We start from the raw sequence: 26,577 nt of genomic DNA on the forward strand, positions 1-26,577 counted from the left end.
TCCCGGTCAGAACGGGTACACCGCCTCCTCGGCCCGTACGGTGATCCAGCGGGTCTCGGTGAAGGCCTCGATGTTGGCGGCGCCACCGAAGCGGGCTCCGGTGCCGGAGGCGCCGACGCCGCCGAACGGGACGTGTGCCTCGTCGTTGACCGTCTGGTCGTTGATGTGCACCAGGCCCGTGGGGACGCGTTCGGCCAGGTCCATGGCCTTCATGACGTCCCGGCTGAGGATGCCCAGCGACAGGCCGTACTCGCTCGCCGTGGCCAGCGCGATCGCCTCCTCGGAGGTGGCGAAGCTGCGCACCGGCGCCACCGGCCCGAAGACCTCCTCGGCGTAGGCGGGCGAGGCGTCGGTGACGTCGGTGAGCACCGTCGGCCGGTAGAACAGGTCCTCGTAGGTGCCGCCGGTGGCCAGCCGGGCGCCGCCCGCGACACTCTGCGTGACCAGCCCGTGGATCTTGTCGCGCTGGCCGGCGTCGATGACCGGCCCGAGGGCGACCTCCGCGCGTGCGGGGTCTCCGACGGCCAGCCGTCCGGCCCGCTCGGCGAGGCGTTCGGCGTACTCGTCCGCGACCGACTCGTGGACCAGGTGGCGTCCGGTGCTCATGCAGACCTGGCCCTGGTGGAAGAAGGAGCCCCAGGCGGCGGTGGAGGCGGCACGCTCCAGGTCGGCGTCGGGCAGCACGATCAGCGCCGAATTGCCGCCGAGCTCCAGATGGGCGCGCTTGAGGTGCTCGGCCGCCGCGGCGCCGACCCGGCGACCGGCCGCGGTGGAGCCGGTGAAGGAGATGATCCGGGTCTGCGGGGCCTCCACCAGGGCCGCGCCCGCCTCGGCGCCGCCCGGCACCAGGCTGAGCACGCCCTCGGGCAGCCCGGCCTCCTCGAAGACCCGCATGATGCTGACGCCGCCGCCGACCGCGGTCCGCTGGTCGGGCTTGAGGACGACCGCGTTGCCGAGCGCGAGGGCGGGGGCGACGGAGCGTATGGCGAGGACCAGCGGCACGTTGAACGGTGCGATCACGCCGACCACGCCTGCGGGCACCCGGCGCACCATGCTCAGCCGGGGTTCGGCCGACGGCAGCAGCTCGCCGAACGGTCGGGACACCAGGGCGGCCGCCTCGTAGCACTCCTGGGCCGCGGTCGTGGTCTCGAAGGCCGCCTTTCCGGGGATGCTGCCGGCCTCCCTGATGAGCCAGTCCTGGATCTCCTCGGCGTGCCGGGTGAAGAGGTCGCCGGCCCGGCGCAGCACCGCAGCGCGCGCGGTGTAGGGGGTGCGCGCCCAGGCGGTCTGGGAGCGTGCGGCGTGCTCGGCGGCGCGTGCCACGTCCTCGCCGCCGGCGTATCCGACGTGCTCCAGGATCTGCCCGGTGGCGGGCTCCACGACGGGCGTGGTGCCGCCCGCCGCGGCCGTCCAGCCACCGATGTGGACCTTGCCCGACCAGGTCTGCGGAGCGAGCAGCGACATCGCGGACTCCTTGGGGTTGTTCATGAGCGGGATACGAGATACGGGATATGGGATACCGAATACGACGTTAGGGGGCCTGGGGAGGAACGGCCCAACGGGGGCGTTGATCTTGGGACGGGGGCGTGGCCGGGCGAGCGGGTGCGGCGGTCAGGGTTCGAAGGTCCGATCGGCTTCCACGACCACGTCGAGCAGCAGGGGGGCGGTCCGGGTGGCGAGGGTGGGGGTGAGGGCGTCGAGGGTGTCGAGCAGCTGGGCATGGCCGGTGACACGGGTGGCGGGACAGCCGAGCGCGGTGGCCAGGCCGCTGATGCTGATGTCCTCGAAGGCGGGCCACGGCGCCTTGCCCCCCTGCTTCTCGGCGAGCCGGTCCATGATCGCGTAACGTCCGTTCGTGAGGACCACGAAGACGGCGCCGACGCCGTAGTGCGCCGCCGTCCACAGCGCCTGCACCTGGTAGAGCGACGAGCCGTCGCCGACGACGGCGACCACCGGCCGCCGGGGCTCGGCCATGCGCACCCCGATCGCCGCGGGCACCGCGAAGCCGAGGCCGCCCATGGCGGCGCTGAGGAAGCCCAGCGGTGCCCGGGCGGGCAGCAGGGCGTGCAGGTCGGGACGGTTGGAGGGGGTCTCCTCCACGACGACGGTGTCGACGGGCAGCCGCTCGGCGAGCGCGGCCAGCACATGGGCGGCGCGCAGCGACTCGCCTGCGGCCGGCGGCTCGGGGCGTGGCCGCTTCGGCGGCAGCACGGGGGTGGTGGCGCGGGCCGGCGTGCGGGCGGTGAGCTGCACGCAGAAGTCGGCCAGCGGCGCGAGGACGGCGAGCTCGACCGGGGCGCGGTGGGCCTCGGCAGGGTCGTCGGTGACCAGCGCGAGCCGGGTGCCGGCGGGCACCAGGGGACCCTCCTCGTAGGCGTACTGGCGCAGCACCGGGGCGCCGATGGCGAGCACCAGGTCGTAGGGGGCGAGGGTGGCGCGCAGGCGGGTGCGGTCGGCAGGCAGGTGGCCGGCGAACAGGGCGTGGTCCTGCGGGAACCCGGCGCGCGCCCCGAACGACTCCTGCCACACCGGGCAGCCCAGCCGCTCCGCGAGGCCGACCAGGGCGCTCCAGGTGTCGGCGTTGTCGGCACCAGCGCCCACCACCAGCGCGGGCGCGCCGGCGGCCGCGAGCAGGTCGGCGACCTCCTGCACGGCGCCCGGAGAAGCGGCGGTGGCGTGGCGCAGCGCGGCGGGGGCCGGCACCGGCAGGTCGTCGGCGGGCTCCAGCCAGTCGTTCATGGGCACGATGACCAGCGCGGGACCGCGTGCGGTACGGGCGGTGTGCGCGGCGCGGCCGATGGCGCCGGGGACGTCCTGGGCGCGCGACGGGGTCTCGACGCTCACCGGGTAGTCGCCCGCGAGTGAGTCCAGGCGTCCGGTGAGGAAGGGCTCCTGCGCGAGGTGGCGGCGATCCTGCTGGCCGACGAGGACGACGAGGGGGGCGCGGTTGACGCGTGCGGTGGCGAGGGCCCCGACGGCGTTGCCGAGGCCGGCGGTGGTGTGCAGGACCGCCAGGGCGGGTGCGTCGCGCACCACGGCCCAGCCGGTGGCCGCCCCGACGACGGAGCCCTCGTGGAGGGCGAGGACGAAGTCCAGGTCGTCGGGGAGGTCGGTGAGCAGCCCGACCTCGGTGGAGCCGGGGTTGCCGAACAGGGTGGTGATGCCGTGCCGACGCAGTTCGTCGAAGGCGGCTTCGCGGACGGTGCGCATGCGGTGCCGATCCTTGCTGGTGGGGGCGTGGTTCTGGCCCGGCCGGCGGGGCCGGCACCGATCCGGTCCGCGGTGCGGCGGCCCCGTGGCCGGGCGGGTCGGGGGTCAGGCCAGGTGGACCGCGCGCTTTCCGCGCACCTGCGACAGCACCAGGAACCCGGCGACGACAAGGCCCGCGTCCAGCCAGACGGCCGCGGTCCAGCTGCCGGTCGAGTCGCGCAGCACACCGCCGATGGCCGGGGAGAGCACCGCGCCCATCTCGCCGATCAGGTTCTGCATCCCGAAGGCGGAGCCGCGCAGGTCGGGCCGGGCCAGCTCGGCGGTCAGCGCGTGCCCGACGGGTTGCAGGGCGTTGAAGAACAGGCTGGCGGTGAAGAGCAGGACGCCCATGACCCACAGGGAGGGGTGGTCGGCGGCGCTGAGGTACCAGGCGAAGGCGACGGTGAGGACGGCCTGGAGGCCGGTGAAGGTCAGCATCATCTCCTTGCGGCCCCAGCCGCGCCGCAGGCCGTAGTCGGACATCCAGCCGCCCGCGGGGAACCCGATGATGCCGGCGCCGGCGTTGAAGCCCGCCGTCAACGCCGAACTGGCGAAGGAGGAGTGGGCGGCGCCCGCGACGATGGACACCGACCAGAAGCTGAAGAACCACAGGTTCCACAGGATCGCGATGTAGACGAGGTAGATGCAGAACAGGTCGCGGTGCTTCAGCACCGGCCCGAGCTCCTCGCCCTTGCGGGCCAGGACGAACAGGACGAGTCCCACCGCGAGCGCGACTTCGAGCACGGCGATCCACAGTTCGGACAGGCCCACGCCGTCGCCGATCAGGTACACGGCCATGATCAGGACGAGCGAGACCACCGCGTAGCCGCCCAGGTGCAGGGCCGCCCGGCCGACCACGGCCGGCTTGAGGTGGGAGCGGAAGTACCAGGTCAGGGTCAGGGCCACGACGAGGGTGGCGACGCCCAGCACCCAGAACGCCATCCGCCAGGCGTCGGTGTCGGACAGCATGCTCTTGCCGAAGTCGACGAAGTCCGGGGTGAAGATGGTGGCGATGGTGATGCCGATGGCGAGGCCGGTGATGACGACGCCCATGCCGAGGCTGCGGTCCCGCTGCGGGGTGCTCGCCGTGATCAGGGTGCGGTCGTTGGAGTAGAAGGCGCCCTCGCCGAGGCCGGTCACCACGCGCAGCACGATGAAGGCGACCAGGCCGCCCAGGAAGCCGGTGAGCACCGTGGTGACGCCGGCCCAGAGCAGGCTGACCACGATGATGGTGCGGTGTCCGTAGCGGTCGCCGAGGTAGCCGCCGGGGAACTGGGTGAGCATGTACCCCGCGAAGAACAGGCCGCCGATGAGCCCGCCCAGGGAGTGCGGATGTTCCGCGTGCGCCATGAATCCGACGCCGTTGTCGATCATCCAGGTGACCACCGGGCCGGTGACCGAACGGTCCGCCGCGCTGACCGTCCAGCCGAGCAGGAGCAGCAGCCACAGGGTGTGCCAGCGCCGCCAGCGCCCGGGGGCCGCGCCGGCCGCCGGGTCCGCCGCGGCGGCCGGGTCACCGGGCCCCGGGGCGCCGGGGGTGTCCGGCGCGGCTGGGGGGACGGTGTTGTCGCCCGGTACAGACGTCATCGGGAACTCCTTGTTCCGTTGCGCGGCCACAGACGGGGAGGGCGGGGCGGCCGGGGACGGTCATGTTCTGCTGGGCGGAATGCACCAGGCCAGGGCCAGATGCCCGGCTTCAGCGTGCGGACAACGTACGACCGCGGCTCATCTGGTGGAATAGGTGAAACTAGAATTTCTGCTATGTCGAATCTTCACCGGGATGCGCCCCGGCACAAGACCGCCTCCGCCGCGGCGTCCGCCGACGACGTCTACGGCGCGAGCTCGGTCGCCAACGCCCTGCGGGCGCTGGCCTACCTGGGCAGCAGGGACACCGTGCGGGTCACGGACGTCAGCGACCAGCTGGGGGTGGCCCGCTCCACCGCGCACCGGCTGCTGCACACGCTGCGCCTGCACGGGTTCGTGGAGCAGGTCCCCGGCGGCCGCCAGTACCGGCTCGGGCCCGTGCTGCTGGCGCTGGCGCAGGGCAGGGCCGCGGTGGAGTCGCGCAGCCGGATCGGTGTCGCGCAGTTGGTGCGGGTGGCCCGCCCCCACTTGAAGCGGTTGCGCGACGAGGCGGCGGAGACCAGCAACCTGGTGCAGCTGGACGGGCCCGACGCGCTGTTCCTGGACGGCGTGGACGGACCGCATCCGCTGCGGGTCGCCCCGCGCACCGGTGACCGGGTGCCCGCCTATGCGACCGCGGGCGGCAAGGCGCAGCTGGCACAGCTGCCCAAGGAGGCGGTGCGCCTGCTGTATCCGGCCGGGCTCGACCCGCTCACCTCGTGCACCGTCACCGGTCTCGACGAGCTGGACGAGGACCTGGCCAGGACGCGGGAGTGCGGTTGCGCCCTGAACATCGACGAGAGCGTCATGGACGTGCACGCCTTCGGTGTGCCGGTCCACGACGGGCACGGGGTGTGCATCGCGGCGGTGACGGTCTCCGCACCGAGCACCCGCGGCGGCCGGGCCCGTGCCGCGGAGTTGCTGCCGCTGCTGCACCGGGCCGCGCGCGGCATCACCGGGCAGTTGTGAGGGACGCCGGGCAGCGGTGGGACCGCGGGTCAGACCTCCGCGAAGGTCAGGGAGGTGAAGCGGGTGGTGAAGCCGGAGCCGATGGGTGAGGCGCACATCGGGCCGGCCTCGGCCTCCGCCTGCGGCGGGAAGTAGGCCAGCCGCAGCAGCGTGTCGGGTTCGGAGCCGTCGACGGCGTACCGCAGGGTGACCGCGTCGCCCTCCCGGTGCATTTCGACGGTGACGGCGGCCGGGGTGGGCGCGGGGCGGCTGATGAGGGCCAGCGGAACCACGTTCCAGTCGGAGACGTCGCGGGTGACGACGGCGCTGAGCTGGTACTCCCCGTCGACGTACTCGACACCGGTCTTGATCCAGTTCTTGTCGTCCGCCCGCAGCATCAGGCCCGCCTGGTCGTACTGGTCGCGGTAGTGCCCGGCGAACGAGCAGCGCAGCACGAAGGTCTGGGGCACCGGGCGCAGCAGGGCGTGGCCCGAGTCGCGTACGTAGCCGTAGTGGGTGTCGACCCAGAAGTCGCTGTCCGGAGCCGAGGTGATCTCCAAGGAGTCCTCAGCCGACTGCCAGGTCGCCGGTAGGTTGAGCCAGCTCCAGTCGGTGTATCCGAAGCAGGCCTGTCCCGCCTGGCCTTCCTGGCTCACGCTTCCACTCCCCACTCTCGGCTGTCCGACGGACGCGGCTCGACCGCCCTGCGCGGGTGGCCCTGACGGACGGTGTGCATTTCTGCTCGTTGTGCCCACTGTGCCAGATGAGATCGATTGCCGTTGCCGTCTTTCGTCGAACTCCTGCCCGATGGAGCCGGATCCGATCCGGGGTGCCCGAGGGCCGCGCCCCGGGCGGCGGCTGGGCGGCGTGGTGTGGCCGGCAGGACACTGCGTCTTCCCGCGGGCTGCGACATCAGCGGCTGCCGCCGCGGGCCCCCGGACCCCCAGCCGGAAGAGCAGGCCAGCCGGGACGACCGGCGCGGACATCACGCGGCGAACCCGAGTAATTGCCTTGTGGTCGTGGCCGGTCGGGCGGTGCAATGCGGCTATGACGGCGCTGGAGAGCACCCGCGAGGACGGCACGGGATCCGACCACCACACGGAGGTGAACCGGCGCTACTGGGACGAGCAGGCCGCGGCCTCGCACGGTCCGCTCGCGCATGCGCAGTGGGCCGCGGCGGAGCCGCGATGGGGGCTGTGGGCCACGCCGGAATCCTCGGTCGGGGTGCTTCCCGGGGACCTGGCGGGGATGCGCGCGATCGAGTTGGGCTGCGGCACCGCGTACGTCTCGGCCTGGCTGGCCAGGGCCGGTGCACGGCCCTTCGGGATCGATCTGTCCCGCCGGCAGCTCGACACGGCCCGTGCGATGCAGGCGGAGTTCGGCATCGACTTCCCCCTCGTGCTCGGCACGGCCGAGCGACTGCCGTGCCGGGACGGGGTGTTCGACCTCGCGATCAGCGAGTTCGGTGCCTCGCTCTGGTGCGACCCGCACCGCTGGATCCCCGAGGCCGCCCGTGTCCTTGCGCCCGGCGGCGGGCTGGTGTTCATGCGGTACTCGCCGCTGTTCGCGTTGTGCGTGCCGCCCGAGGGGCAGGCGTCCTCGGCGCTGCTGCGGGGGCAGTTCGGCACGGGCCGGCTGGATTGGGGGCGGCGCGTGGAGTTCGTGCTGCCGCATGGCCGGATGCTGCGGCTGCTGCGCACCCATGGTTTCGTCGTCGACGATCTGATCGAGATCCAGGCGCCCCGGCCGGCGCACCGGGAGTACGGCGAGGTCTCCGCCGCGTGGGCGCACCAGTGGCCCAGCGAGGAGATCTGGACGGCCCGGTTGGCGGGCTGACCCGACCGGGTCCCGGCGACGCGGCCGGGTCCCGGCGGGCCGGCTCAGTGGTCCCTGACGCCCGGGATGCGTCCGCTCTGCCGTGCCTCCGTGAGGCGGGCGGAGAACGCCGCACGGTCGTTGAGCCGGGGGTACGGCTCGTCCGGCACCGGCACGCCGAGGAAGTCGCAGAGCGGCTCCCAGCCCTGGCCGGCCTCGTAGACGAGCAGCCGGTCGGCCGGTACCTCGCGGCGCACCGCCGCATTGTGGTCGGCGAACACCTGAAGCGCGTGGTCCCGGTCGCCGAACCGGCCCTGGAACGTGCCCTCCCAGACGATCGCGTCGGTGAGGTCACCCATGCGTATGGTCATGGGGTTGTCGGACAGCGCGCCGTTCTTCCTCGCCAGCGTCGCCTGGTAGATGCTGTGGTAGGCGCTGTCGTACCAGCGCTCGGGGTCGCGCACGGTGAGGATCACCCGGGCGGCCGGGTAGTGGGCGACGAGCTCGCGCCAGAACCGGGCGCCCGGCCAGTCGACCGTGGCACCGAAGCCCCGGTAGACGTTCTCCCAGTCGATGTCCTGCCCTTGAGCGGCACGCTCCCAGTACGGCAGGGCCTCGGGTGCCGTGAAGACTTCCTGCATGTGGTGACATCGTCCGAACCCCAGCCGCTCCAGCGCGGTTTTCAGAGAGAGGGTTCCGGTTCGACCGAATCCGGCGCCTATGACGTCGAGCATGACTTCCCCTTGCCGTAGTGAATTACGTGTGACCGCCGTCGGCTCGGCGGCGCGGGGAGGCTATTGAGGTGGTCGTGCGGTGGATCCGTGCGGATGAGGGCCCGCATTGGGGGGGCGGGCCCGGGGCCTAGGCCAGGCGTTCGACCTCCAGCGAGGCCTCCCGCAGGCCGGCGCCCGTGATCTCCCGGTAGGCGCGGATGGCCTGGATCTTCTTTCCCTCTCTCACCAGCGCGGTGACCTTCTCCAGTTCAGGGGAGTCCGTCTGGACCCCCAGGTGTTCGGCGATCAGGTCGATCTTGCGCTCCAGCCGGGCGACACGGCGGTCTGCCCGTCGCACCTTGCTCTCTATGCCGCCGAAGCCCGCGAAAGCGAACACGAAGAAACACGCCACCAGAATAGGTATCTCCATGCCGCGATCTTAGAGCCCGGGCCCCGTCAGCCGATGCGACGCCTCGTCAACCACCGGCGTCTTTCAGGACACTGACGTGCACTCCGCTTTCGCCGTCGGGTCCCGCTGCGCCGTCCGGTCCCGATGCCTGGGCTGCCGTCCGGTGAGGGATGGGCCGCAGGTGCGCGGCAGCCGCGTGAGGGAGGTGTCCCGGGCCCTCACGCGGCTCACCGTGATCGCGCTCACGGGGGCTGTCCCGACGGCACGCCGGCCCCGTCGAGTCGATCAGGAAAGGCTCAGAAGCCGCTCCAGCGCTTGGCCCAGGACCGCTTCCGGATCCGGCACGGCGCCGGGTGCGCGCCAGGCCACGAAGCCGTCCGGGCGCACCAGGACGGCGCCGTCAGGTGCCGTGCCGTGCGCGCTCGCCCAGTCGGCACCGTCTTCGGTGCGCAGATCGGCGTCGGGGTCGGCGCCCACGCCGTAGACGTCGAGCGGTACGGACAGCCGGTCGGCGGCGCGCCGGGCAGCCGGGCGCCACGCGTCGTCGCGGGCGTCCGTGAGCAGCACCAGGGAGCGTTCGTACAGGTCCAGGGTGGAGATCCGGGTGCCCGAACCGGTCCGGGTCAGCCACAGGTGCGGTGCACGGGTACCGGGCTCGCCGGTGAGGCTCATCCGCTCCGGCAGTACGGGTTGTTCGGGGTCGGTGCCCAACACCGCGCCGTTCGGGTAGCGGTAGCCCAGCACCACGGGCAGCATGCCGCCCTGCGGCGGGCCGCCGGCACCCCGGGTGGGGGGCGGTGCGTACCCGGGGTGGCTGTGCTCGGCCGAGCGGACCGATGCCCGCCGGCCGGTCAGCTCGGCGATCGGCCGGCGTTCCTGCTCGTAGCTGTCGAGCAGGCCGGCGCCGGCCCAGCCGCCCAGCACGGCGGCGAGTTTCCACGCCAGGTTGTGCGCGTCCTGGATGCCGGTGTTGGAGCCGAACGCACCCGTCGGCGACATCTCGTGGACCGCGTCGCCGGCCAGCAGGACGCGGCCGGCCGCGTACCGGTCGGCCACCCGCTCCGCGGCGTGCCAGGGCGCCCTGCCGGTGACCTCGACGTCGAGGTCCGGATCGCCGGCCACGCGGCGGATGTGCTCGGCGCAGCGGTCGTCGGTGAAGTCCTCCAGGGTTTCGCCGTCATCGGGCCGCCACGGCATGTGGAACACCCACCGCTCCCGGTTGTCCACCGGCAGCAGCGCGCCGTCCGCGCCCGGTTCGGTGAGGTAGCACACGATGAAGCGGCGGTCGCCGACGACTTCCGCGAGCCGGCGCGAGCGGAACGTGACGCTCACGTTGTGGAACAGGTCGCCCGCCCCGCTCCGCCCGATCCCCAACTGCTCGCGCACCGGGCTGCGCGGCCCGTCCGCCGCGATCAGGTACTGGGCGCGCACGGTGCGGTGCTCGCCGGTGTCGCGGCTCTTCACGACCGCGCTGACCCCGTCCGGGTCCTGCGCGAAGGAGAGCAGTTCGGTGGAGAACCAGAGCTCGCCGCCGAGTTCGCGCGCCTGCTGCAACAGGACGGGCTCCAGGTCGTTCTGACTGCACATGCACCAGTTGCTCGGGCTGAACCGGGCCAGCCCGCCGCCCGGGTCGATCTCCTTGAACAGCCACCGCAGATCGTCACCGGCCAGCGAGGACCCTTGCAGGATCCCGTGGTTGTCCGCCAGCACCGAGGCCGCCTCGTGGATCGACCGTTCGACGCCGGCGGTGCGGAACACCTCCATGGTGCGCACGTTGTTCCCGCGGCCCCGCGGGTGCGTGGACGTGGCGGCGTGCTTCTCGACCAGCACGTGCTCGATGCCGAGCCGGCCGAGGAACAGCGAGGCGGACAGGCCCACCAGCGAGCCGCCCACGATCAGGACCGGCACATGGCGGTCGACGGTCTCGTCCATGAAATTCTCCGCTCTCAGCGTCTATGTACTAGAAAAGAGAATCATGGGTGATATGTTCTCAACGCTCAATTTCGTACAGCTTTGTGCACCCGTTCACCTGAACGGCGCGCATGCCTCGCGCCGCCTCCGGCGCCTGGCACGGATCAACCGCAGACAACTGCGGCACCCGAGAAACCGTCCGCGCGGCGCTCCGCTTCTCTCCACAGCGCCGCCGCGGACCCCTGACCTGAGCACGATCGGTGAGCCGAGTACGGCCGTACCGGCATGAGGGAGCGCAGAAGATGACGGTCTTGCCACCACGGGTTTCCCACTCGGCCTTCGACGGCGCACGCCTGCGCGTGCTGCTGCTGGTGGACCTTCAGGAAGGCACGCAGGAGGAGTTCCTGCACGCCTACGGGCAGATGAACGAGAAGGTCGCCGCCGTCCCCGGGCACATCAGCGATCAGCTGTGCCAGTCGATCGAGAATCCCTTGCAGTGGCTCATCACCAGCGAGTGGCAGGACGCACCCACGTTCCTCGCATGGGCCAACAGCGACGAGCACCTGGCCGTGGTGGAGCCGATGCAGAACTGCATCCGCACCACCCGGTCGTTGCGCTACAACGTGCTGCGGGAGACCCACGGCGCTTCGGACGCAGGCCGTCAGCCGGCGGCACCCGCTCCCCAGGTGGCGCCGCGACTCGGCGAGGGAGTGGTCCGGCACGCCCTCACCTTCACCGTCAAACCGGGCAGCGAGGACATCGTCGCGAAGATCCTCGCGGACTACGACTCCCCCGCGGCCCAGGTGGACGACAGCACCCGGCTGCGCCGCACCTCCCTGTTCCTGCACGGCAACCGCGTGGTGCGGGCCGTCGAGGTGGAGGGCGACCTGACGGCCGCGCTGCGGCACATCGCCCGGCAGCCCGAGATCCGTGCGGTCGAGGAGGCCGTGGACCCGCACCTGGAGCAGGAGCGGGATCTGAGCGATCCGCGTTCGGCGCGTGCCTTCTTCGCACGGGCCGCGCTGCCGATGGTCCATCACGAGTCCATGACCGGGCACGCGCCCGCCGACCTGCACCGGCACGCGCTGCTCTACGAGGCGGCGCCGGGCTGCGGCAGCCGTCTCGCCCGGCTGTTGGCCGCCGCCGACGAGGCGGTGGCCGACGATCCGTCGAACCCGGTCGCCGTCAGCACCCTGTTCCAGAGCGGGGATGTCGTGGTCCGCCTCGTCGACATGGCCGGCCCGCTGAACGCACGGCCCGAGGCGGTCCTGGGCATCGCACCGGGGCGGGTCGCCGAGTTCGCCCGCCTGCTGCGGCCGGGCCATGCGCCCGCCCCCGGACAGGACCTCGCCGGCTTCCTCGCCGACCGCGCCATGACCCCGATCACGGAGCGCTTCGCGCCGCAGCGCTGACAGCCGCACCCCTCGTCAACCCCGGAAGGACACCGTCACATGAACCAGCGGATGCTGGCGCCCCGCGTCGTGGACCTCAGCGACACACCGCACAACCGCAGACGCGGCGGCGATCTGCGCACCATGCTCACCCCCGCCACCGTGGGCGCGACCAGCGGCTTCATGGGGGTCGCCGTGATCGCGGCCGGCGAGCGGATCGGCGAGCACTACCACCCGTACTCCGAGGAGTTCGTCTATGTGACCAGCGGGCTGCTCGAGGTGGACCTGGACGGCGAGGCCCAACCGCTCGGGCCCGAGCAGGGTTTGTTCATCCCCCCGTACGTCCGCCACCGGTTCCGCAACGTGGGCGACGTCGAGGCCCGGATGGTCTTCCACCTCGGCCCGCTCGCGCCCCGCCCGGAGCTCGGGCACGTCGACACCGAGCAGACCGAGGACGCGGCGCAGCAGACCGCGCGGCACGAGGCCGCGGTGCCCGCCGCCCAGGCCGCCGACGCGTCGGGCGCCGCCTCATGAATCGGCGCGTGGCCGTCACCGGAATAGGCGTGGTCGCACCGGGTGGCGTGGGCGCGTCGGCGTTCTGGGAACTGCTGGTCAGCGGCCGTACCGCGACCCGCGGCATCACGCTGTTCGACCCCGCGGGCTTCCGCTCCCGGATCGCGGCGGAGTGCGACTTCGATCCGGCGGCGTACGGACTGGACGACGACGAGGTGGCCCGCAGCGACCGGTACGTGCAGTTCGCGCTGGTCGCCGCCGGGGAGGCCTGGCGGGATGCGGGCCTGGACGGCGCCGCCCTGGAACCGTGGCGGCTCGGGGTCTGCCTGGGCACCGCGGTCGGTGGCACCACCCGGCTCGAGCACGACTACGTCGCCGTCAGCCAGGCCGGTCGCCGCTGGGACGTGGACCACCGCCCGGCCGGGGCCCATCTGCACCGCGCCTTCTCGCCGAGCGCGCTCGGCGCCACGGTGGCCGAGAAGATGGGCGCACGGGGGCCGGTGCAGACCGTCTCGACCGGGTGCACCTCGGGCCTGGACGCGGTCGGGCAGGCTTGGCACGCCATCCGGGAAGGCCGCGCCGACGTGTGCGTCGCCGGCGCGTCGGACTCGCCGATCTCCCCCATCACGGTGGCCTGCTTCGACGCGATCAAGGCGACCTCGGCGAACAACGACGACCCGGCGCACGCCTGCCGCCCGTTCGACGCGGACCGGGACGGGTTCGTCCTCGGCGAGGGCGGCGCCGTGCTGATCCTGGAGGAGTGGGAGGCCGCGCGGGCCCGCGGCGCCCGCGTGTACTGCGAGTTGAACGGCTATGCCACGTTCGGCAACGCCTACCACATGACCGGCCTGACCGCCGAGGGCGTGGAGATGGCCCGCGCCATCACCACCGCCCTGGACCACTCCCGGCTGGACCGCACCCGGATCGACTACGTCAACGCGCACGGCTCGGGCACCCGGCAGAACGACCGGCACGAGACGGCCGCGGTGAAGCGGTCCCTGGGCGACCATGCCCGCACCATCCCGATGAGCTCCATCAAGTCCATGGTCGGGCACTCCCTGGGCGCCATCGGCGCCATCGAGGTGGCCGCCTGCGTGCTCGCCCTGGACCGCCAGGTGGTGCCGCCCACCGCGAACTACGCCACCCCGGACCCGGAGTGCGACCTGGACTACGTGCCGGGCACCGCACGGCCGGCGACGCTGCGCAGCGTGCTGTCGGTCGGCAGCGGGTTCGGTGGCTTCCAGTCGGCCGTGGTGCTCAGCCGGCCCGGAGGGAGTTCGTGATGGGCCACCGCCCCGGCCGTCGGGCCGTCATCACCGGTATCGGCGTCGTCGCCCCCAACGGCATGAGCACCGAGACGTTCTGGAAGAGCACGGTGGAGGGCATCAGCGTGCTGGACCGGATCTCACGCGAAGGCTGCGGGGAGTTGCCGCTCGCCGTCGCGGGCGAGGTGCGCGGCTTCGCCCCGGATGCGCTCATCGAGGAGCGCTTCCTCGTCCAGACCGACCGCTTCAGCCACTTCGCGATGGTCGCCGCGCAGGCCGCCCTGGACGACGCAGGGCTGAGCGGCGCCGGGCGGCGGGACCCGTTCGCGATGGGGGTGCTGACGGCGGCGGGCTCCGGCGGTGGCGAGTTCGGCCAGCGGGAGCTGCAACGGCTCTGGGGCACCGGCCCACGGTCCGTCGGCCCCTACCAGTCCATCGCCTGGTTCTACGCGGCCAGCACCGGCCAGATCTCCATCCGGGGCGGCTTCAAGGGGCCGTGCGGCGTGGTGGCCAGCGACGAGGCCGGCGGCCTGGACGCGCTGGGGCACGCCGCCGCCGCCATCGAGCGCCAGGACTGCGACGCCCTGGTGGTCGGCGCCACGGAGGCGCCGCTGGCGCCCTACTCCATGGTCTGCCAGCTGGGGTACCCGAGTCTGAGCCGGGGCACCGACCCGACCCGCGCCTACCGGCCGTTCACCCCGGCCGCCTGCGGGTTCGTGCCCGCGGAAGGCGGCGCCATGCTGGTCGTCGAGGACGCCCGCAGCGCGCGGGAACGCGGGGTGCGGCCCCGGGCCGAACTGGCCGGATACGCCGCCGCCTTCACCGCCGCCGACCGCTGGGAAGACGCAGCGGACGGCCTGGCCCACGCCGTGCGGGGCGCGTTGACGCAGGCCGGCTGCGCGCCCGAGGAGATCGACGTCGTCTTCGCGGACGCGCTCGGGGTCCCGGAGGCCGACCGTGCGGAGGCCCGGGGCCTCGCCGACGCCCTGGGCCCGCACAGCCTGCGGGTCCCGGTGGCGGCGCCCAAGACCGGCATCGGGCGCGCCTACTGCGGGGCACCGGTGCTGGACGTGGCCGCCGCGGTGCTGGCCATGGAGCACGGGCTCGTGCCGCCGGCGCCGAACGTCTTCGACATCTGCCACGACCTGGACGTGGTGACCTGCCGGGCCCGCCCCGCCACGCTGACGACCGCGCTCGTGGTCAGCCGCGGGCTGATGGGCTGCCACGCGGCGCTGGTGATCCGGCGCGCCGTCGACCCCCCGTGAGCGCGCGCCACCGCCCCGCGTCTCACGAGGTCTTACACCCCCTGCATCGACCCCTCTGTTAGGAAGGAGCGGCCCTTTCCATGACCGCCGAGCTGACCTATATCGAACTGGCCGCGCTCATGAAGAACGGCGCCGGGCTCACCGTGGACGCCAACGACCTCCGGACCCGGCCCGACGCCGCGTTCGCCGAGTTCGGTCTCGACTCCCTGGGCCTGCTGGGCATGGTGGGCCGGCTGGAAGACCAGTTCGCCCAGGCGCTGCCGGCCGAGGCCGACAAGTGCAACTCGCCCAGGGAATTCCTCCAACTCGTCAACGCGACGCTCACGACAGGAGCCTGACATGCCCGGACACACCGAGAACGAGATCGTCATCGCAGCCCCGCTGGAGCTCGTCTGGGACGTGACCAACGACCTGGAGGGGTGGCCGCAGCTGTTCAGCGAGTACGCGTCCGTGGAGATCCTGGACAAGCAGGGCGACACGACCACGTTCCGGCTGACCATGCACCCCGACGAGAGCGGCAAGGTCTGGAGCTGGGTCTCGGAGCGCACCCCGGACCGGTCGACCCACACCGTCCGGGCCCGCCGCGTCGAGACCGGCCCCTTCCAGCACATGGACATCCGCTGGCAGTACACCGAGGTCCCGCAGGGCACCCGGATGCGCTGGACGCAGGACTTCGCGATGAAGCCGGACGCCCCCGTCGACGACGCGTGGATGACCGACAACATCAACCGCAACTCCGCCGTCCAGATGCAGCTCATCCGCGACCGGATCGAACAGCTCGACCGCGCGGGCAGCGCCACCGAAGCCGCCCACCCCTGAGCGCGCCCGACCCGCGCCGCCCCGACCGACCCTCCGCCGCCACGCCGTGTGCGGCCAGAACAGGAACCCTCCGTGCACCACACCCTCATCGTGGCCCGTATGGCCCCCGGGGCCGCGCCTGACGTGGCCAAGCTCTTCGCGCAGTCCGACGCCGGTGAACTCCCGCACCGCGTCGGCGTCGTGCGCCGTACCCTCTTCCACTTCCACGACCTCTACATGCACCTCATCGAGTCCGAGGTGCCGCCGGGACCGGAGATCCAGAAGGCGACGCAGACGCCTGCCTTCCGCAGCATCACCGACGACCTGTCCGCCTACATCAGCGCCTACGACCCGGCCACCTGGCGCAGCCCCAAGGACGCCATGGCCCAGGAGTTCTACCGCTGGGAGCGCGACGGCAAGGCCTGACGGCCACGGTGACCCGGCCACGGCCGGCACCGGCACCCCCGTGCTCCGGCCCCGGCACGCCACCCCGTTGAGGAGGCGTGCCGGGGCCGTGTGCTGCCGGCCTGCGCGGAAGCCCATAACTTCCTAAATAATATGGGCCGGGGCGAGGCCGCGTGCGGTCCCGTCCCGGCCCAGGCCTGCCGTCGTGTCCCGCGCCGGCGCCCGGGTGACGCCCGTAGCCGCACGGCAGCCAAGGAGTGGACCCGCCCGATGAACCAGCCCCTGCCACGGCCCGCCGCCCGCTTCGTCGACCGCGTCGCCGTGGTCACCGGCGCGGCCTCCGGTATCGGCGCGGCCACGGCCGAGCGCCTCGCAGCGGAGGGCGCCGCCGTCGTGCTCGCCGATGTCGCCGCCGAGGCGGGCGAACGCGTCGCCGACGGCATCAGGTCGCACGGTGCGCGCGCCGTGTTCGTCCGGGCGGACGCCGCCGACCCCGGCGACTGGGAGCGTGTGATCACCGCAGCGCACGACTTCGGCCGGATCGGTGTGCTGGTGAGCAACGCCTTCACGGTGGAGGTGGTGCCGGCGCACGAGATGTCGCTGGCGTCCTGGGAGCGCCAGCTCTCCGTCAACCTCACCGGCGCCTTCCTCGGTTTCAAGGCGGCGCTGCCCGATCTGCGCGCGGAGTCGGGTGCGGTGGTCCTCACCTCTTCCGTGCACGCCCACCACGGGCTGCCGGGTCGGCCGGCGTACGCCGCGTCGAAGGGCGCGCTACTCTCACTGAGCGGTCAGCTCGCCGTCGAGTACGGGCCGCACATCCGGGTGAACGCGGTGCTGCCGGGCCCCGTCCTGACCGGCGCCTGGGAGGAGATCTCCGAGGCCGACCGGGTGGCGAGCGGCGCCGCGACCGCGGCCGGGCGGCTGGGGCGGCCCGAGGAAGTGGCCGCCGCGATCGCGTTCCTCGCCTCCCCCGAGGCCTCGTTCGTCACCGGGTCCAGCCTGCTCGTCGACGGCGGGTGGAGCGTCGTCAAGGATTCGTCCTGAGGCGCCGGCAGGGACGTGTCCCCCGCTGTCGTCCAGGAACCGCCAGAAAGGCAGGATGCGATGCCGCCCTACGCGCGCCGTGGCGTGCACGGCCAGACCGTGGAAACCCTCGCCCGCCGGGTGCTCAGCGGTGAGCTCCCGGAGGGGGCGACGCTCGACCTGGTGGCGTTGCAGCAGGAGCTGGACGTCAGCCTCACCGCGCTGCGGGAGTCGCTGAAGGTGCTGGCGGCCAAGGGCATGGTGGACGCCCGGCAGAAGCGCGGCACGTTCGTGCGGTCCCGCTCGGAGTGGAACCTGCTCGACGCCGACGTGCTGCGGTGGCAGTTCGCCGAGCGTGGCACCGCGCGAGCGGACGCGGTACTGCTGCGCAACCTCGGCGAGGTGCGCGTCATCATCGAACCGGCGGCGGCCCGGCTGGCCGCCGAGCGCCGCACCGACGCCGATCTGGCCGCACTCGACGGGGCGCTGGCGGCGATGGGCGAGCAGGGCGGCACGCCCACCCACGCGGTCGAGTCCGACCTCGCCTTCCACCGAGCCCTGCTCACCGCCTCCCACAACGAGTTGCTGGAACGCATGGAGATGGTGATCGAGTCCGCCCTCGCCCACCGCGACCGGCTGGTGCACGGCACCGGGCGCGCCGACGATCCGGTGCCCAGCCACCGCGCGGTGCTCGACGCGGTGCGCGCCCGGGACGCGGCCGGCGCGGAGCAGGCCATGCAGGCCCTGCTCGCCCAGGCGGTACGGGACGTGGATTTGGCCAGGACGGGCCCGGACGCCGACGCCGACGCCGGTGGATGAGTCCCGGCACGCCTTCACCTTGTGAAGGCGTGATGTTTCCGGACGGTTAACGGTGGGACGTTGGTGCATACCTATTGACGGGACATGTTCAACTCCCGAACCATGTTGGCCCGAGAGCCCGGCCGTGACCTTCCGGCCGGGACCGCATGTGCGGGCTGGTCCAGCACCCCTCTCGGCACGGGCGGGGGTGCTGTCGCCGTCCGTTCGCGTTTCAGGAAGGCATCCCCCCACGATGACGATCCGCAGACTCCGATCCTCCCCCCATTCCGGTGCCCGACGGCGCGGCGTGCTCTGGACCGCGGCACTGTCCGCGCTCGCCGCGACGGCCCTGCACCCCTCGCTGGCCGGCGCGGGCACCACCGCAGGTGCGACGGTCCAGGTGTATCTGACCACCACCGACGACGCCGGCGGCCGCCATGTCGTCAAGGGCCTCGAGCAGCAGGACCCGGTGGCCTTCACCCCGGGCACCGGACGGATCACGGTGGACGCAGGCCAGCGGTACCAGGCGTTCGCGGGCGGCGGCGCCTCGTTCACCGACACCGCCGCCTGGCTGATGAACAGCAGCGGAGCGCTGAGCCAGGCCACCCGTGACGACACCATGCGGAAGCTGTTCGATCCCCGGGAGGGGATCGGTCTCGACTTCATCCGCAACCCGATCGGCGCGTCCGACCTCGCCAGAAACGGGTACACCTTCGACGACATGCCCGCCGGGCAGACCGACGAGTCCCTGGCCCACTTCTCCATCGACCACGACCTGGCCGATGTGCTGCCGCTGACCAGACAGGCCCGGCAGCTCAACCCGGACACCAAGGTGATGGCCTCACCGTGGACCGCGCCGGCCTGGATGAAGGACAACGACAGCCTGGACCAGGGCTGGTTGCAGGCGAAGTACTACGCCGCCTACGCCCAGTACTTCGTCAGGTACCTCCAGGCGTACCGGGCGGGCGGCGTGCCGGTCGACTACGTCTCCGTGCAGAACGAGCCGACCTGCTGCTCGGGTTATCCGTCCATGCAGTGGAACGGCTCGGGTCTGGCGTACTTCACCAAGACCGATCTGCTGCCCGCGTTGCAGGAGGCCGGCCTGTCCACCAAGGTGCTCGCGCTGGACTGGAACTGGAACCGGTACGACGAGTACGCGGCCGACACGGTGGGCGACGCGGCGGTGCGCAGCCACCCCAACTTCGGCGGGATGGCCTGGCACGGCTACGAGGGCGACGTCGGCGAGCAGACCACCCTGCACGACCGCTACCCGGACATCGGTGTCTTCGACACCGAGCACTCCGGCGGCACCTGGGTCGGCAACCAGCAGCACGACGACATGCACAACCTGATCGACTACACCCGCAACTGGGGCAGCAGCTGGGTGAAGTGGTCGCTGGCGGTGGACCAGGACATGGGCCCGCACGACGGCGGCTGCGGCACCTGCACCGGCCTGATCACCGTGCACCACGGCGACGACCGCTCCGGGCAGGTCGACTACACCGTCGAGTACTACACGATGGGCCACCTCACCAAGTTCGTGAAGCCCGGTGCCCACCGCATCGCCTCCACGGCCGACTCCTCGGTGCTGAACGTCGCCTGGCAGAACCCCGACGGCTCGACGGCCCTGATCGCCTACAACGACACCGGCTCCCCGCAGACCGCCGACATCGGCGTCGCCGGTGAGCATTTCACCTATGACCTTCCGGCCGGCGCCTCGGCCACCTTCACCTGGGGCGGCACGGCAGGCGTGACAGACGGGGCCCGGGACGGCGCCCCCGCGAAGGCCGGCGCCGCGGCACCGGTCACCGCCGCATACCAGCGCAACGAGAGGCGAGCCTGATGAGCACCGCACGACACCGTCGCCCCCGCTCCATCACCCTCGCGGTGGCCGTCGCCGCCGCAACCGTCGGCACCACCATGGCCGCCTGGGGGGCCATGGCCGACGAGCCCGCCGTCCGGGCGGCCCCCGCCGCCGTGGCGCCCTACATCTACAACGGCTGGGGCAACCCTCCCGACCCGGCCGAGGTCATGGACGCCACCGGCGTCAGCTGGTTCACCATGGCCTTCGTCCTGGACGCCGGCGGCTGCGACCCGCAGTGGGACGGCGGCCGGCCGCTGACCGGCGGCGAGGACCAGCAGACCGTCGAAGCGGTACGCGCCAAGGGCGGCGACGTGGTCCCGTCGTTCGGCGGCGCCAGCGGCGCCAAGCTGGAGCAGTCCTGCGCCGACGCGGACGCCCTGGCGGGCGCGTATCAGAAGGTCATCGACGCCTACGGACTGAAAGCGATCGACATCGACATCGAGGGCGACGCGTACAACGACCCGAACGTGCAGCAGAAGACGGTCGACGCGTTGAAGCAGGTGAAGGCAGACAACTCCGGGCTGGTCACCTACGTCACCTTCCCCAGCGACCGCAGCGGCCCGGACGACAGCATGATCAACAGGGCCGCCGACTCGGGTCTGGAGGTGGACGGCTGGACGATCATGCCGTTCGACTTCGGCGCGGCCGGCGAGGACATGGCGCAGCTGACCATCCAGGCCACCGACGGTCTGAAGGACACCGTCAAGAACGCCTACGGGTACAGCGACGAGGAGGCCTACGCGCACAGCGGCCTGTCGTCGATGAACGGGATCACGGACGCCCAGGAGACGGTCACGACCGGCGACTTCCAGACCATCGTCGACTACGCCCAGCAGCACCACCTGGCGCGACTGGCGTTCTGGTCCGTCAACCGGGACCGGCCCTGCCCCGGGGCCTACCCGAACGACGACACCTGCTCCGGTGTCGCGCAGGACCCCTGGCAGTTCACCAAGATCTTCGCCGGGTACACCGGCTGAACGTCGATGTTCCCCCCTGCTTCTGCCACGCATGGAGAAACCTGATGAACATCGGACGTCGAAGGTTACTGACCACCGCCCTGGCCGCCGGCGCCGCCGGCGCCCTGACAAGCCGGCAGGCCGGCGCGGCACCGGCCGGCGGGGCGGCCGGGCCACCGGCCGGCCCCGTGGGCGATGTGGTCGGCAAGATCACCGTCGGCTACCAGGGCTGGTTCGCCTGCGCCGGCGACGGTGCCCCGATCAACGGCTGGTGGCACTGGAGCAAGGACATGAGCCGGCCGCCGTCCACGTCCAACGGCGGCATCACGTCCTGGCCCGACATGCGCGACTACCAGCACGTCTACCGGACGGACTACGCGAACCTGAACGACGGCCGACCCGCCACCGTGTTCTCCTCCTGGGACGACCAGACCGTCGACACCCACTTCCGCTGGATGCAGGAGCACGGCTGCGACACCGCCGCACTGCAACGCTTCAACCCCTACGGCGCCGAGGGCCCGACCCGGGACGCCATGGCGCAGAAGGTGCGCAGCGCGGCGGAGGCGCACGGCCGGAAGTTCTACATCATGTACGACGTCAGCGACTGGGCCGACATGCAGGCGCAGCTCAAGGAGGACTGGACGGCGAAGATGCAGGCGCACACCGCCTCCAGCGCCTACGCCCGGCAGAACGGCAAGCCGGTGGTGTGCATCTGGGGCTTCGGTTTCAACGACCCCCAGCGCCCGTTCGCCCCGGACGCCTGCCTCGACGTGGTCAACTGGTTCAAGAGCCAGGGTGTCTATCTCATCGGTGGTGTGCCGACCCACTGGCGCACCGGCACCGATGACTCCCGTCCGGGCTTCTCGGACGTCTACCACGGCTTCCACATGATCTCGCCGTGGATGGTGGGCCGGATCTCCGACACCGCGGGCGCCGACCGGTTCCTGCGGGACGTCAACACCCCGGACAAGGCCGACTGCGACGCACACGGCATCGACTACCAGCCCTGTGTGATCCCCGGCGACCTCCAGTCCCGGCACCGGGCGCACGGCGATCTGATGTGGCGGCAGTTCTACAACATGGTCGGGCTCGGGGTCGCCGGCATCTACGTCTCGATGTTCGACGAGTACAACGAGTCCAACCAGATCGCCAAGACCGCGGAGACCGCCGGGGACGTGCCGGCCGGGTCCGGCTTCTACGCGCTCGACGAGGACGGCACCAGTTGCTCGTCCGACTACTACCTGCGGTTGACCGACGACGGCGGCCGCATGCTGAAGGGCCAGCTCCCGCTCACCGCGACACGGCCCACCCAGCCGCGGGTGTGAACCGGCCGCATGCGCGTGGGCCCGGCCGAACTCGGCCGGTTCGGGTGCAGGGGAGCCGTACCGACCCTCCTGGGGAAGGGGCGGGCACCGGTCGCCGTCCGGTGCCCGCCCCGCCGGGGTCCGGTCCCGGTTCTCAGGCCACGGCGACCTGGGCCGGGACGGGTGCCGGGCGCTCGCAGGTGGTGCTGACGGGCCGCCGGGTGCCGTCGTGTGCCGCGTCCAGCAGGGTGAGCATCACATCGAGGACGTGGTGCGCGAGTTCGGCCGAGGCACGGTGCGCCCGGCCCGCGTCAAGGGCGCCGGCGAGGTCGGCGAGGCCGATGCCACGGCCCCCGTCGGGGTAGCCGGCCGAGACCGGCAGGGGCTGCCAGGCGCCCTCGGCGTACAGCTCGACCGGGCCGTCGAAGTTGTTCGGGTCGGGCACCGAGAGGCTGGCGGTGGTGCCGTGCACCTCGATGCGCGGCAGCCGGGCGGCGTGGATGTCGAAGCTCATGACGAGCGTGGACAGGGCACCGCCCGCGTGCTCCAGCACGCCCGTGACATGCGTGTCGACCTGCACGGGGAAGGTGTCGCCCGCGCGTGGACCGCTGCCGATCACCCGCTCGGCGCGCGGCCGGGCCGTGGCGCCGGTGACGCGGACCACGGGCCCGAGCAGGTGCACCAGCGCGGAGATGTAGTAAGGGCCCATGTCGAGCAGCGGGCCGCCACCGGGCCGGTAGTAGAACTCCGGGTCCGGGTGCCAGCGTTCGTGGCCGGCCGTCGTCATGAACGCGGTGGCGGCGACGGGGACACCGACGAGCCCGTCGTCGACCGCCTTGCGGGCCGTCTGGGTGCCGGTGCCGAGGACGGTGTCGGGCGCGCAGCCGACCCGCAGTCCGGCCGCGTCCGCAGCGGCCAGCACCGCGGCGGCTCCCGCGCGGTCCGCGGCGAGCGGCTTCTCGCCGTAGACGTGCTTGCCGGCGCGCAGCGCGTCGAGGGCGACATCGGCGTGGGCGGCGGGCACCGTGAGGTTGAGCACGGCGTCCACGTCGGCGCGTTCGACGAGTTCGGCGACGGACCCGGCCACGGCCGTCCCGTCGCCGGCCGCGCGTGCGGCCTGTGCGGCGCGGTCCGTGTCGAGGTCGGTGACGGCGGTCAGGCGGACGGTGTCGAGCCGGGCGAACGTCTTCAGATAGGCGCCGCTGATCCTTCCGGCCCCGACCATGCCGATCCTCAGCGGCTGGCCCACAGCAGTCCCCTCTCGGTCAGCGTCTGCACCTCGGGCACGTCGAAGTCATCGGGCTTGTGGCCGATGGTGGAGACGAAGACGCGTCCGGCACCGACGGTCCTGGTCCACACGGCCGGCATCACGGCCGCGTCCGGATGCACCTCGTCGGGCTCGAAGACGGTGGTGGCGAGCACGTCGACGAGCGGATCGGTGGCCACCCAGTACTGCTCGGTGTGGACGCGGAAGTCGCCGAGCCCGGCGACGACGGGGTGCGTGGCCCGCTCGGACACGATGCGCACCTCGTGGTCGAGGAAGCCGGCCGGGTGCATCAGGAACTGCCCGCCGGTCAGCAGCTGGTAGGGCAGGTCGGCGCGGAAGGCGTCGACGATGCCGCCGTGCCAGCCGGCCAGTCCGGTGCCCGCACGGACCGCCGCGGCCAGGCCGGCGCTCTGCTCGGGGGTGATCGTGCCCATGGTCCAGCACTGGACGATCAGATCGGTGGCGGTGAGCAGGTCGGCGTCCTCGTAGACGTCGAGCGTGTCGGAGAGCTCGACGGTGTAGCCGTGCTCCTTGAGGAACGGCACGAAGCGGTCGGTGATCGTCACGGGCTGGTGGCCCTCCCAGCCACCGCGTACGACAAGGGCCCGTCGGATGTTGGTCGTCACAGGCGTTCAACGCTCCCATCGATGTGCGCAGCAAAACGCGGCGGTCTCATCGTCGAGCCGCTCGGTCAGGGGGTGCCGGCAGGCGGTGCCGCTGAGGCGGTCGAGGCCGCGGCCGGGGGTCATGGGGCGTCACGATGCCGCCCACGGGGACGAGGGTGCTGGGGAAGTCGTCGTGGAAGGCGGGCAGTCATCGGATTGTCGTCCTCAATCCGAACGCACCCGGGCGACTTTTGTCAACGCACCGGAGGATAGAGATCGGACGTCTGAGGTCGGCAGTCTCGCCGCTCTCCGCCTGCCGGCCGCCGCGGGGCCGTCCGCGTGCGCCACCGGCGATACCGGCCTCTTGGTCCAGGCCAGGAGGGCCGATTAACCTTCTGGCCACCGAAAGTTCAACTGCCAGGCGGCTCACGGGCTATCGTAGGGCAGGACGTAGGACATCTCACGTCCTACGTCCTTCTCAGGAGCAGCCTCACTGGAGCAGCCCTCATGGCCCTGACCCCACCTCGACGCGGCGTCGTTCCGCCCCTCTGCACCCCGCTGGACGCCACCGGAGCCGTGGACACCGGCTCCCTCGGCCGGCTCGTCGAGCATCTGATCCGCGGTGGTGTGCACGGCGTCTTCGCCCTCGGCTCGTCCGGCGAGACCGCCTATCTCACCGACGAGCAGCGCTGCGTCGTGCTGGAGACGGTCGTCGCCGCGGTGCGCGGCCGGGTGCCGGTGCTCGCCGGCGTCATCGACACGACCACGCCGCGCGTGCTGAGCCATGCGCGCAGGGCGGCCCACCTCGGCGCGGACTCCCTGGTGGCCACGGCGCCGTTCTACACGCGCACCCACCCCAAGGAGATCACCCGGCACTTCCGCGCCCTGCGAGACGCCGTGGACCTGCCGCTGTTCGCCTACGACATCCCGGTCGCCGTGGGCACCAAGCTCCCGGCCCCCCTGGTGGCCGAACTCGCCGCGGACGGCACGCTGGCCGGTCTGAAGGACAGCAGCGGCGACGAGGGCGGCCTGCGGCGGCTGCTGGTCGCGCTGGGCGGCCGGCACGGCCGCGGCGACGGCCCCGCGCCGGACTTCACCGTCTTCACCGGCTCCGAACTCACCGTCGACGCCGCGCTGCTCGCCGGTGTCGACGGCGTCGTGCCGGGCCTCGGCAACGTCGATCCGGCGGGCTACGTACGGCTCTACGAGGCGGCGCTGGCCGGCGACTGGGCGCAGGCCGCCAAGGAGCAGGAGCGTCTGGTCACCCTCTTCGGCATGGTGGACGCGGGCCCCGAGGCCGAGATGGGGCGCAGTTCGTCGGCGCTCGGCGCGTTCAAGTCCGCGCTGCACCAGCTGGGCGTCATCGACTGCGGCGGCACCGCGATCCCCCAGATTCCGCTCGGGGAGGCGTCGGAGGCGGAGGTGGGCCGGCTGCTGCGGGGGGCGGGGCTGTCGCCGGTGCGGTGACGACGCCGCGCCGCCCCTCCCGTCGTCACGGGCGCGGTCGCCAGCCGCCCACCGGCCCCACACGCTGGAGGACGCGGTATCCCGCCGCCCCCAGCACCCCCGCGATGAGGAGTCCCCCGAGCACGAGCTGCGCCGTGCCCCAGGGGCCTTCGGATGCCCCGGCCGCGCCGGCCTGAACGCCGTGCCGCGGCGGGCCGGGACCGTCCGTGCCCCGATCGCCGCCCGCGCCGGGATCGCCTCCTTCCGGCCCGGCGAGTCCGGAGTCCGTGCCGTCGCCGGGAGTGGCGTCACCGCCTTGCCCCGGATCGGGTCGCGCACCCTGAGCAGTGCTCCCGTCCTCCGGGTCCCCGTCGAGCGCGGGATCGTCGGAGGATCCCGGGTCCTGGAACGAGGGGGTGAGGCCGTCCTGGCCGGTACCGGGGTCGTACTCGTCGGCGCCGCCGGAGTCCGGCACATCGGCGCCGCCGGAGTCCACGGACGCCCCGGGGTCCGGAGGCAGGGTGTCGGCGCCGGACGTGGTGTCCGCACCGGGTCCCGGGTCAGCCGCGGCACCGGTGCGGGGCACCGACCGGACCGAGGGTTCGGGCGCCTCGTCGGTGCCGGGCGCCTGCCGGGTGACCGTGCCGCCGTCGGGCGCGCCGGGGGTCGGCCGCGGCGCCGGGCGGGGCCGTGCCGGGCAACCGGACGGTGTGCTGGGTGCCGGGTGCGCTCCGGTGGGTCGGAAGCGGACGTGGGTCGCGGGCGACAGCGGTGCAGTACGGTCGCGGGTCGCCTCGGTCCCGGCGTGGCCGGTGGACGTCGTGCCGGGCTCCGTCCGCCGGCAGCCGCGGGCACTCGAATCCGCCGGCGGAACCTGTCGTCCGGCGGCCGGCCCCGCGTCCGCGTACCGCGGGCCGCCCTGCGCCGCGGCGGCCGGCGCGACCGCGGCGGCCAGCACCACGGCGCTCACCGCGGCGGCCCGGGCACACACTCTGGACCGCATGGCATC

At 72.6% G+C, this 26,577-nt stretch carries 25 protein-coding genes; 15 read left to right on the forward strand and 10 right to left on the reverse strand.

Going from position 1 to position 26,577, the window contains the following annotated elements; genetic code table 11:
* Positions 1–6 precede the first annotated feature (6 nt).
* The 3 genes from NQO67_RS05470 to NQO67_RS05480 all read right to left on the reverse strand — a co-directional run bounded on the left by NQO67_RS05470 (position 7) and on the right by NQO67_RS05480 (position 4,836).
* The gene (locus NQO67_RS05470) at positions 7–1,464 is read right to left on the reverse strand and encodes a benzaldehyde dehydrogenase (RefSeq protein ID WP_255948445.1); all 1,458 of its coding nucleotides are present in this window, start codon (positions 1,462–1,464) and stop codon (positions 7–9) included.
* Between the two features lie 147 nt (positions 1,465–1,611).
* Positions 1,612–3,210 (reverse strand): thiamine pyrophosphate-dependent enzyme, encoded by a 1,599-nt coding sequence (locus tag NQO67_RS05475; protein WP_255947330.1) that lies wholly within the window; start codon positions 3,208–3,210, stop codon positions 1,612–1,614.
* Between the two features lie 105 nt (positions 3,211–3,315).
* Positions 3,316–4,836 carry an MFS transporter gene (locus tag NQO67_RS05480; RefSeq protein ID WP_255947332.1) on the reverse strand — a complete coding sequence of 507 codons (1,521 nt, stop codon included), beginning with the start codon at positions 4,834–4,836 and terminating at the stop codon, positions 3,316–3,318.
* A gap of 174 nt (positions 4,837–5,010) precedes the next feature.
* Between NQO67_RS05480 and NQO67_RS05485 the strand changes: the two genes are divergently transcribed.
* Entirely contained in the window at positions 5,011–5,841 is an 831-nt protein-coding gene (locus tag NQO67_RS05485) for an IclR family transcriptional regulator (protein WP_255947333.1), read from the forward strand.
* 29 nt (positions 5,842–5,870) lie between these two features.
* Here NQO67_RS05485 and NQO67_RS44170 read toward each other — a convergent pair whose 3' ends face one another.
* Entirely contained in the window at positions 5,871–6,476 is a 606-nt protein-coding gene (locus NQO67_RS44170) for a DUF1349 domain-containing protein (RefSeq protein WP_255947334.1), read from the reverse strand.
* Positions 6,477–6,867: 391 nt separating this feature from the next.
* Here NQO67_RS44170 and NQO67_RS05495 point away from each other — a divergent pair, with 391 nt between their 5' ends.
* On the forward strand, positions 6,868–7,656 hold the full coding sequence (locus NQO67_RS05495) for a class I SAM-dependent methyltransferase (RefSeq protein WP_255947335.1): 789 nt from the start codon (positions 6,868–6,870) through the stop codon (positions 7,654–7,656).
* Positions 7,657–7,700: 44 nt separating this feature from the next.
* Here NQO67_RS05495 and NQO67_RS05500 read toward each other — a convergent pair whose 3' ends face one another.
* The 3 genes from NQO67_RS05500 to NQO67_RS05510 all read right to left on the reverse strand — a co-directional run bounded on the left by NQO67_RS05500 (position 7,701) and on the right by NQO67_RS05510 (position 10,689).
* On the reverse strand, positions 7,701–8,369 hold the full coding sequence (locus NQO67_RS05500; protein ID WP_255947336.1) for a sulfotransferase family protein: 669 nt from the start codon (positions 8,367–8,369) through the stop codon (positions 7,701–7,703).
* 127 nt (positions 8,370–8,496) lie between these two features.
* Positions 8,497–8,778 carry a hypothetical protein gene (locus NQO67_RS05505; RefSeq protein ID WP_255947337.1) on the reverse strand — a complete coding sequence of 94 codons (282 nt, stop codon included), beginning with the start codon at positions 8,776–8,778 and terminating at the stop codon, positions 8,497–8,499.
* A 264-nt stretch (positions 8,779–9,042) separates the two neighbouring features.
* The gene (locus NQO67_RS05510) at positions 9,043–10,689 is read right to left on the reverse strand and encodes an FAD-dependent oxidoreductase (protein WP_255947338.1); all 1,647 of its coding nucleotides are present in this window, start codon (positions 10,687–10,689) and stop codon (positions 9,043–9,045) included.
* Positions 10,690–10,970: 281 nt separating this feature from the next.
* On the opposite strand from NQO67_RS05510, the gene NQO67_RS05515 reads away from it, so the two are divergent.
* From NQO67_RS05515 to NQO67_RS05570, 12 genes are all read left to right on the forward strand, one after another.
* A complete protein-coding gene (locus NQO67_RS05515; protein ID WP_255947339.1) occupies positions 10,971–12,080 on the forward strand; it encodes a SchA/CurD-like domain-containing protein in 1,110 nt (369 codons plus the stop codon).
* A gap of 39 nt (positions 12,081–12,119) precedes the next feature.
* Positions 12,120–12,593 (forward strand): cupin domain-containing protein, encoded by a 474-nt coding sequence (locus NQO67_RS05520; protein WP_255947340.1) that lies wholly within the window; start codon positions 12,120–12,122, stop codon positions 12,591–12,593.
* Complete coding sequence (locus NQO67_RS05525; protein ID WP_255947345.1) at positions 12,590–13,855, forward strand: beta-ketoacyl-[acyl-carrier-protein] synthase family protein; 1,266 nt, start codon at positions 12,590–12,592, stop codon at positions 13,853–13,855. The genes NQO67_RS05520 and NQO67_RS05525 overlap by 4 nt, the downstream gene beginning before the upstream one ends.
* Positions 13,855–15,102: a beta-ketoacyl synthase N-terminal-like domain-containing protein gene (locus NQO67_RS05530; RefSeq protein WP_255947347.1), complete on the forward strand. Its 1,248-nt coding sequence runs from the start codon at positions 13,855–13,857 to the stop codon at positions 15,100–15,102. The genes NQO67_RS05525 and NQO67_RS05530 overlap by 1 nt, the downstream gene beginning before the upstream one ends.
* Positions 15,103–15,182: 80 nt before the next feature.
* Positions 15,183–15,440: an acyl carrier protein gene (locus NQO67_RS05535; RefSeq protein ID WP_255947349.1), complete on the forward strand. Its 258-nt coding sequence runs from the start codon at positions 15,183–15,185 to the stop codon at positions 15,438–15,440.
* Position 15,441: 1 nt separating this feature from the next.
* A complete protein-coding gene (locus NQO67_RS05540) occupies positions 15,442–15,921 on the forward strand; it encodes an SRPBCC family protein (RefSeq protein WP_255947351.1) in 480 nt (159 codons plus the stop codon).
* A gap of 72 nt (positions 15,922–15,993) precedes the next feature.
* A complete protein-coding gene (locus NQO67_RS05545) occupies positions 15,994–16,326 on the forward strand; it encodes a TcmI family type II polyketide cyclase (RefSeq protein ID WP_255947353.1) in 333 nt (110 codons plus the stop codon).
* Positions 16,327–16,575: 249 nt separating this feature from the next.
* On the forward strand, positions 16,576–17,349 hold the full coding sequence (locus NQO67_RS05550; RefSeq protein WP_255947355.1) for an SDR family NAD(P)-dependent oxidoreductase: 774 nt from the start codon (positions 16,576–16,578) through the stop codon (positions 17,347–17,349).
* A 60-nt stretch (positions 17,350–17,409) separates the two neighbouring features.
* Positions 17,410–18,147 carry a FadR/GntR family transcriptional regulator gene (locus NQO67_RS05555; protein ID WP_255947357.1) on the forward strand — a complete coding sequence of 246 codons (738 nt, stop codon included), beginning with the start codon at positions 17,410–17,412 and terminating at the stop codon, positions 18,145–18,147.
* 232 nt (positions 18,148–18,379) lie between these two features.
* Positions 18,380–19,969, forward strand: a complete 1,590-nt coding sequence (locus NQO67_RS05560) for a glycoside hydrolase family 30 protein (RefSeq protein ID WP_255947359.1) — start codon at positions 18,380–18,382, stop codon at positions 19,967–19,969.
* On the forward strand, positions 19,969–20,967 hold the full coding sequence (locus NQO67_RS05565) for a chitinase (RefSeq protein WP_374118907.1): 999 nt from the start codon (positions 19,969–19,971) through the stop codon (positions 20,965–20,967). Before NQO67_RS05560 ends, NQO67_RS05565 begins: the two co-directional genes overlap by 1 nt.
* A 44-nt stretch (positions 20,968–21,011) precedes the next feature.
* The gene (locus NQO67_RS05570; RefSeq protein ID WP_255947361.1) at positions 21,012–22,271 is read left to right on the forward strand and encodes a glycoside hydrolase family 99 protein; all 1,260 of its coding nucleotides are present in this window, start codon (positions 21,012–21,014) and stop codon (positions 22,269–22,271) included.
* Positions 22,272–22,404: 133 nt separating this feature from the next.
* On the opposite strand, the gene NQO67_RS05575 is transcribed toward NQO67_RS05570, so the two are convergent.
* Both NQO67_RS05575 and NQO67_RS05580 read right to left on the reverse strand, forming a co-directional pair.
* A complete protein-coding gene (locus tag NQO67_RS05575) occupies positions 22,405–23,499 on the reverse strand; it encodes a Gfo/Idh/MocA family protein (protein WP_255947363.1) in 1,095 nt (364 codons plus the stop codon).
* Positions 23,484–24,143 (reverse strand): ThuA domain-containing protein, encoded by a 660-nt coding sequence (locus NQO67_RS05580; RefSeq protein ID WP_255947366.1) that lies wholly within the window; start codon positions 24,141–24,143, stop codon positions 23,484–23,486. The genes NQO67_RS05575 and NQO67_RS05580 overlap by 16 nt, the downstream gene beginning before the upstream one ends.
* A gap of 486 nt (positions 24,144–24,629) precedes the next feature.
* Here NQO67_RS05580 and NQO67_RS05585 point away from each other — a divergent pair, with 486 nt between their 5' ends.
* Positions 24,630–25,589 carry a dihydrodipicolinate synthase family protein gene (locus tag NQO67_RS05585; RefSeq protein WP_255947368.1) on the forward strand — a complete coding sequence of 320 codons (960 nt, stop codon included), beginning with the start codon at positions 24,630–24,632 and terminating at the stop codon, positions 25,587–25,589.
* A 25-nt stretch (positions 25,590–25,614) separates the two neighbouring features.
* Here the strand turns inward: NQO67_RS05585 and NQO67_RS05590 are convergent, their stop codons facing one another.
* Positions 25,615–26,571, reverse strand: a complete 957-nt coding sequence (locus tag NQO67_RS05590) for a hypothetical protein (RefSeq protein ID WP_255947370.1) — start codon at positions 26,569–26,571, stop codon at positions 25,615–25,617.
* Between the last annotated feature and the right edge of the window lie 6 nt (positions 26,572–26,577).

Origin of the sequence: Streptomyces odontomachi, from assembly GCF_024435355.1 — a bacterium.
In the GTDB taxonomy this organism is placed as follows: Bacteria; Actinomycetota; Actinomycetes; order Streptomycetales; family Streptomycetaceae; genus Streptomyces; species Streptomyces odontomachi.

Coding starts and splice junctions, on each gene's coding strand:
- NQO67_RS05550 (WP_255947355.1), top strand. CDS start 16,576: ATGAACCAGCCCCTGCCACGGCCCGCCGCCCGCTTCGTCGACCGCGTC.
- NQO67_RS05535 (WP_255947349.1), top strand. CDS start 15,183: ATGACCGCCGAGCTGACCTATATCGAACTGGCCGCGCTCATGAAGAAC.
- NQO67_RS05475 (WP_255947330.1), bottom strand. CDS start 3,210: ATGCGCACCGTCCGCGAAGCCGCCTTCGACGAACTGCGTCGGCACGGC.
- NQO67_RS05510 (WP_255947338.1), bottom strand. CDS start 10,689: ATGGACGAGACCGTCGACCGCCATGTGCCGGTCCTGATCGTGGGCGGC.
- NQO67_RS05530 (WP_255947347.1), top strand. CDS start 13,855: ATGGGCCACCGCCCCGGCCGTCGGGCCGTCATCACCGGTATCGGCGTC.
- NQO67_RS05590 (WP_255947370.1), bottom strand. CDS start 26,571: ATGCGGTCCAGAGTGTGTGCCCGGGCCGCCGCGGTGAGCGCCGTGGTG.
- NQO67_RS05505 (WP_255947337.1), bottom strand. CDS start 8,778: ATGGAGATACCTATTCTGGTGGCGTGTTTCTTCGTGTTCGCTTTCGCG.
- NQO67_RS05500 (WP_255947336.1), bottom strand. CDS start 8,369: ATGCTCGACGTCATAGGCGCCGGATTCGGTCGAACCGGAACCCTCTCT.
- NQO67_RS05560 (WP_255947359.1), top strand. CDS start 18,380: ATGACGATCCGCAGACTCCGATCCTCCCCCCATTCCGGTGCCCGACGG.
- NQO67_RS05515 (WP_255947339.1), top strand. CDS start 10,971: ATGACGGTCTTGCCACCACGGGTTTCCCACTCGGCCTTCGACGGCGCA.
- NQO67_RS05495 (WP_255947335.1), top strand. CDS start 6,868: ATGACGGCGCTGGAGAGCACCCGCGAGGACGGCACGGGATCCGACCAC.
- NQO67_RS05470 (WP_255948445.1), bottom strand. CDS start 1,464: ATGTCGCTGCTCGCTCCGCAGACCTGGTCGGGCAAGGTCCACATCGGT.
- NQO67_RS05585 (WP_255947368.1), top strand. CDS start 24,630: ATGGCCCTGACCCCACCTCGACGCGGCGTCGTTCCGCCCCTCTGCACC.
- NQO67_RS05480 (WP_255947332.1), bottom strand. CDS start 4,836: ATGACGTCTGTACCGGGCGACAACACCGTCCCCCCAGCCGCGCCGGAC.
- NQO67_RS05540 (WP_255947351.1), top strand. CDS start 15,442: ATGCCCGGACACACCGAGAACGAGATCGTCATCGCAGCCCCGCTGGAG.
- NQO67_RS05570 (WP_255947361.1), top strand. CDS start 21,012: ATGAACATCGGACGTCGAAGGTTACTGACCACCGCCCTGGCCGCCGGC.
- NQO67_RS05485 (WP_255947333.1), top strand. CDS start 5,011: ATGTCGAATCTTCACCGGGATGCGCCCCGGCACAAGACCGCCTCCGCC.
- NQO67_RS05565 (WP_374118907.1), top strand. CDS start 19,969: ATGAGCACCGCACGACACCGTCGCCCCCGCTCCATCACCCTCGCGGTG.
- NQO67_RS05520 (WP_255947340.1), top strand. CDS start 12,120: ATGAACCAGCGGATGCTGGCGCCCCGCGTCGTGGACCTCAGCGACACA.
- NQO67_RS05555 (WP_255947357.1), top strand. CDS start 17,410: ATGCCGCCCTACGCGCGCCGTGGCGTGCACGGCCAGACCGTGGAAACC.
- NQO67_RS05525 (WP_255947345.1), top strand. CDS start 12,590: ATGAATCGGCGCGTGGCCGTCACCGGAATAGGCGTGGTCGCACCGGGT.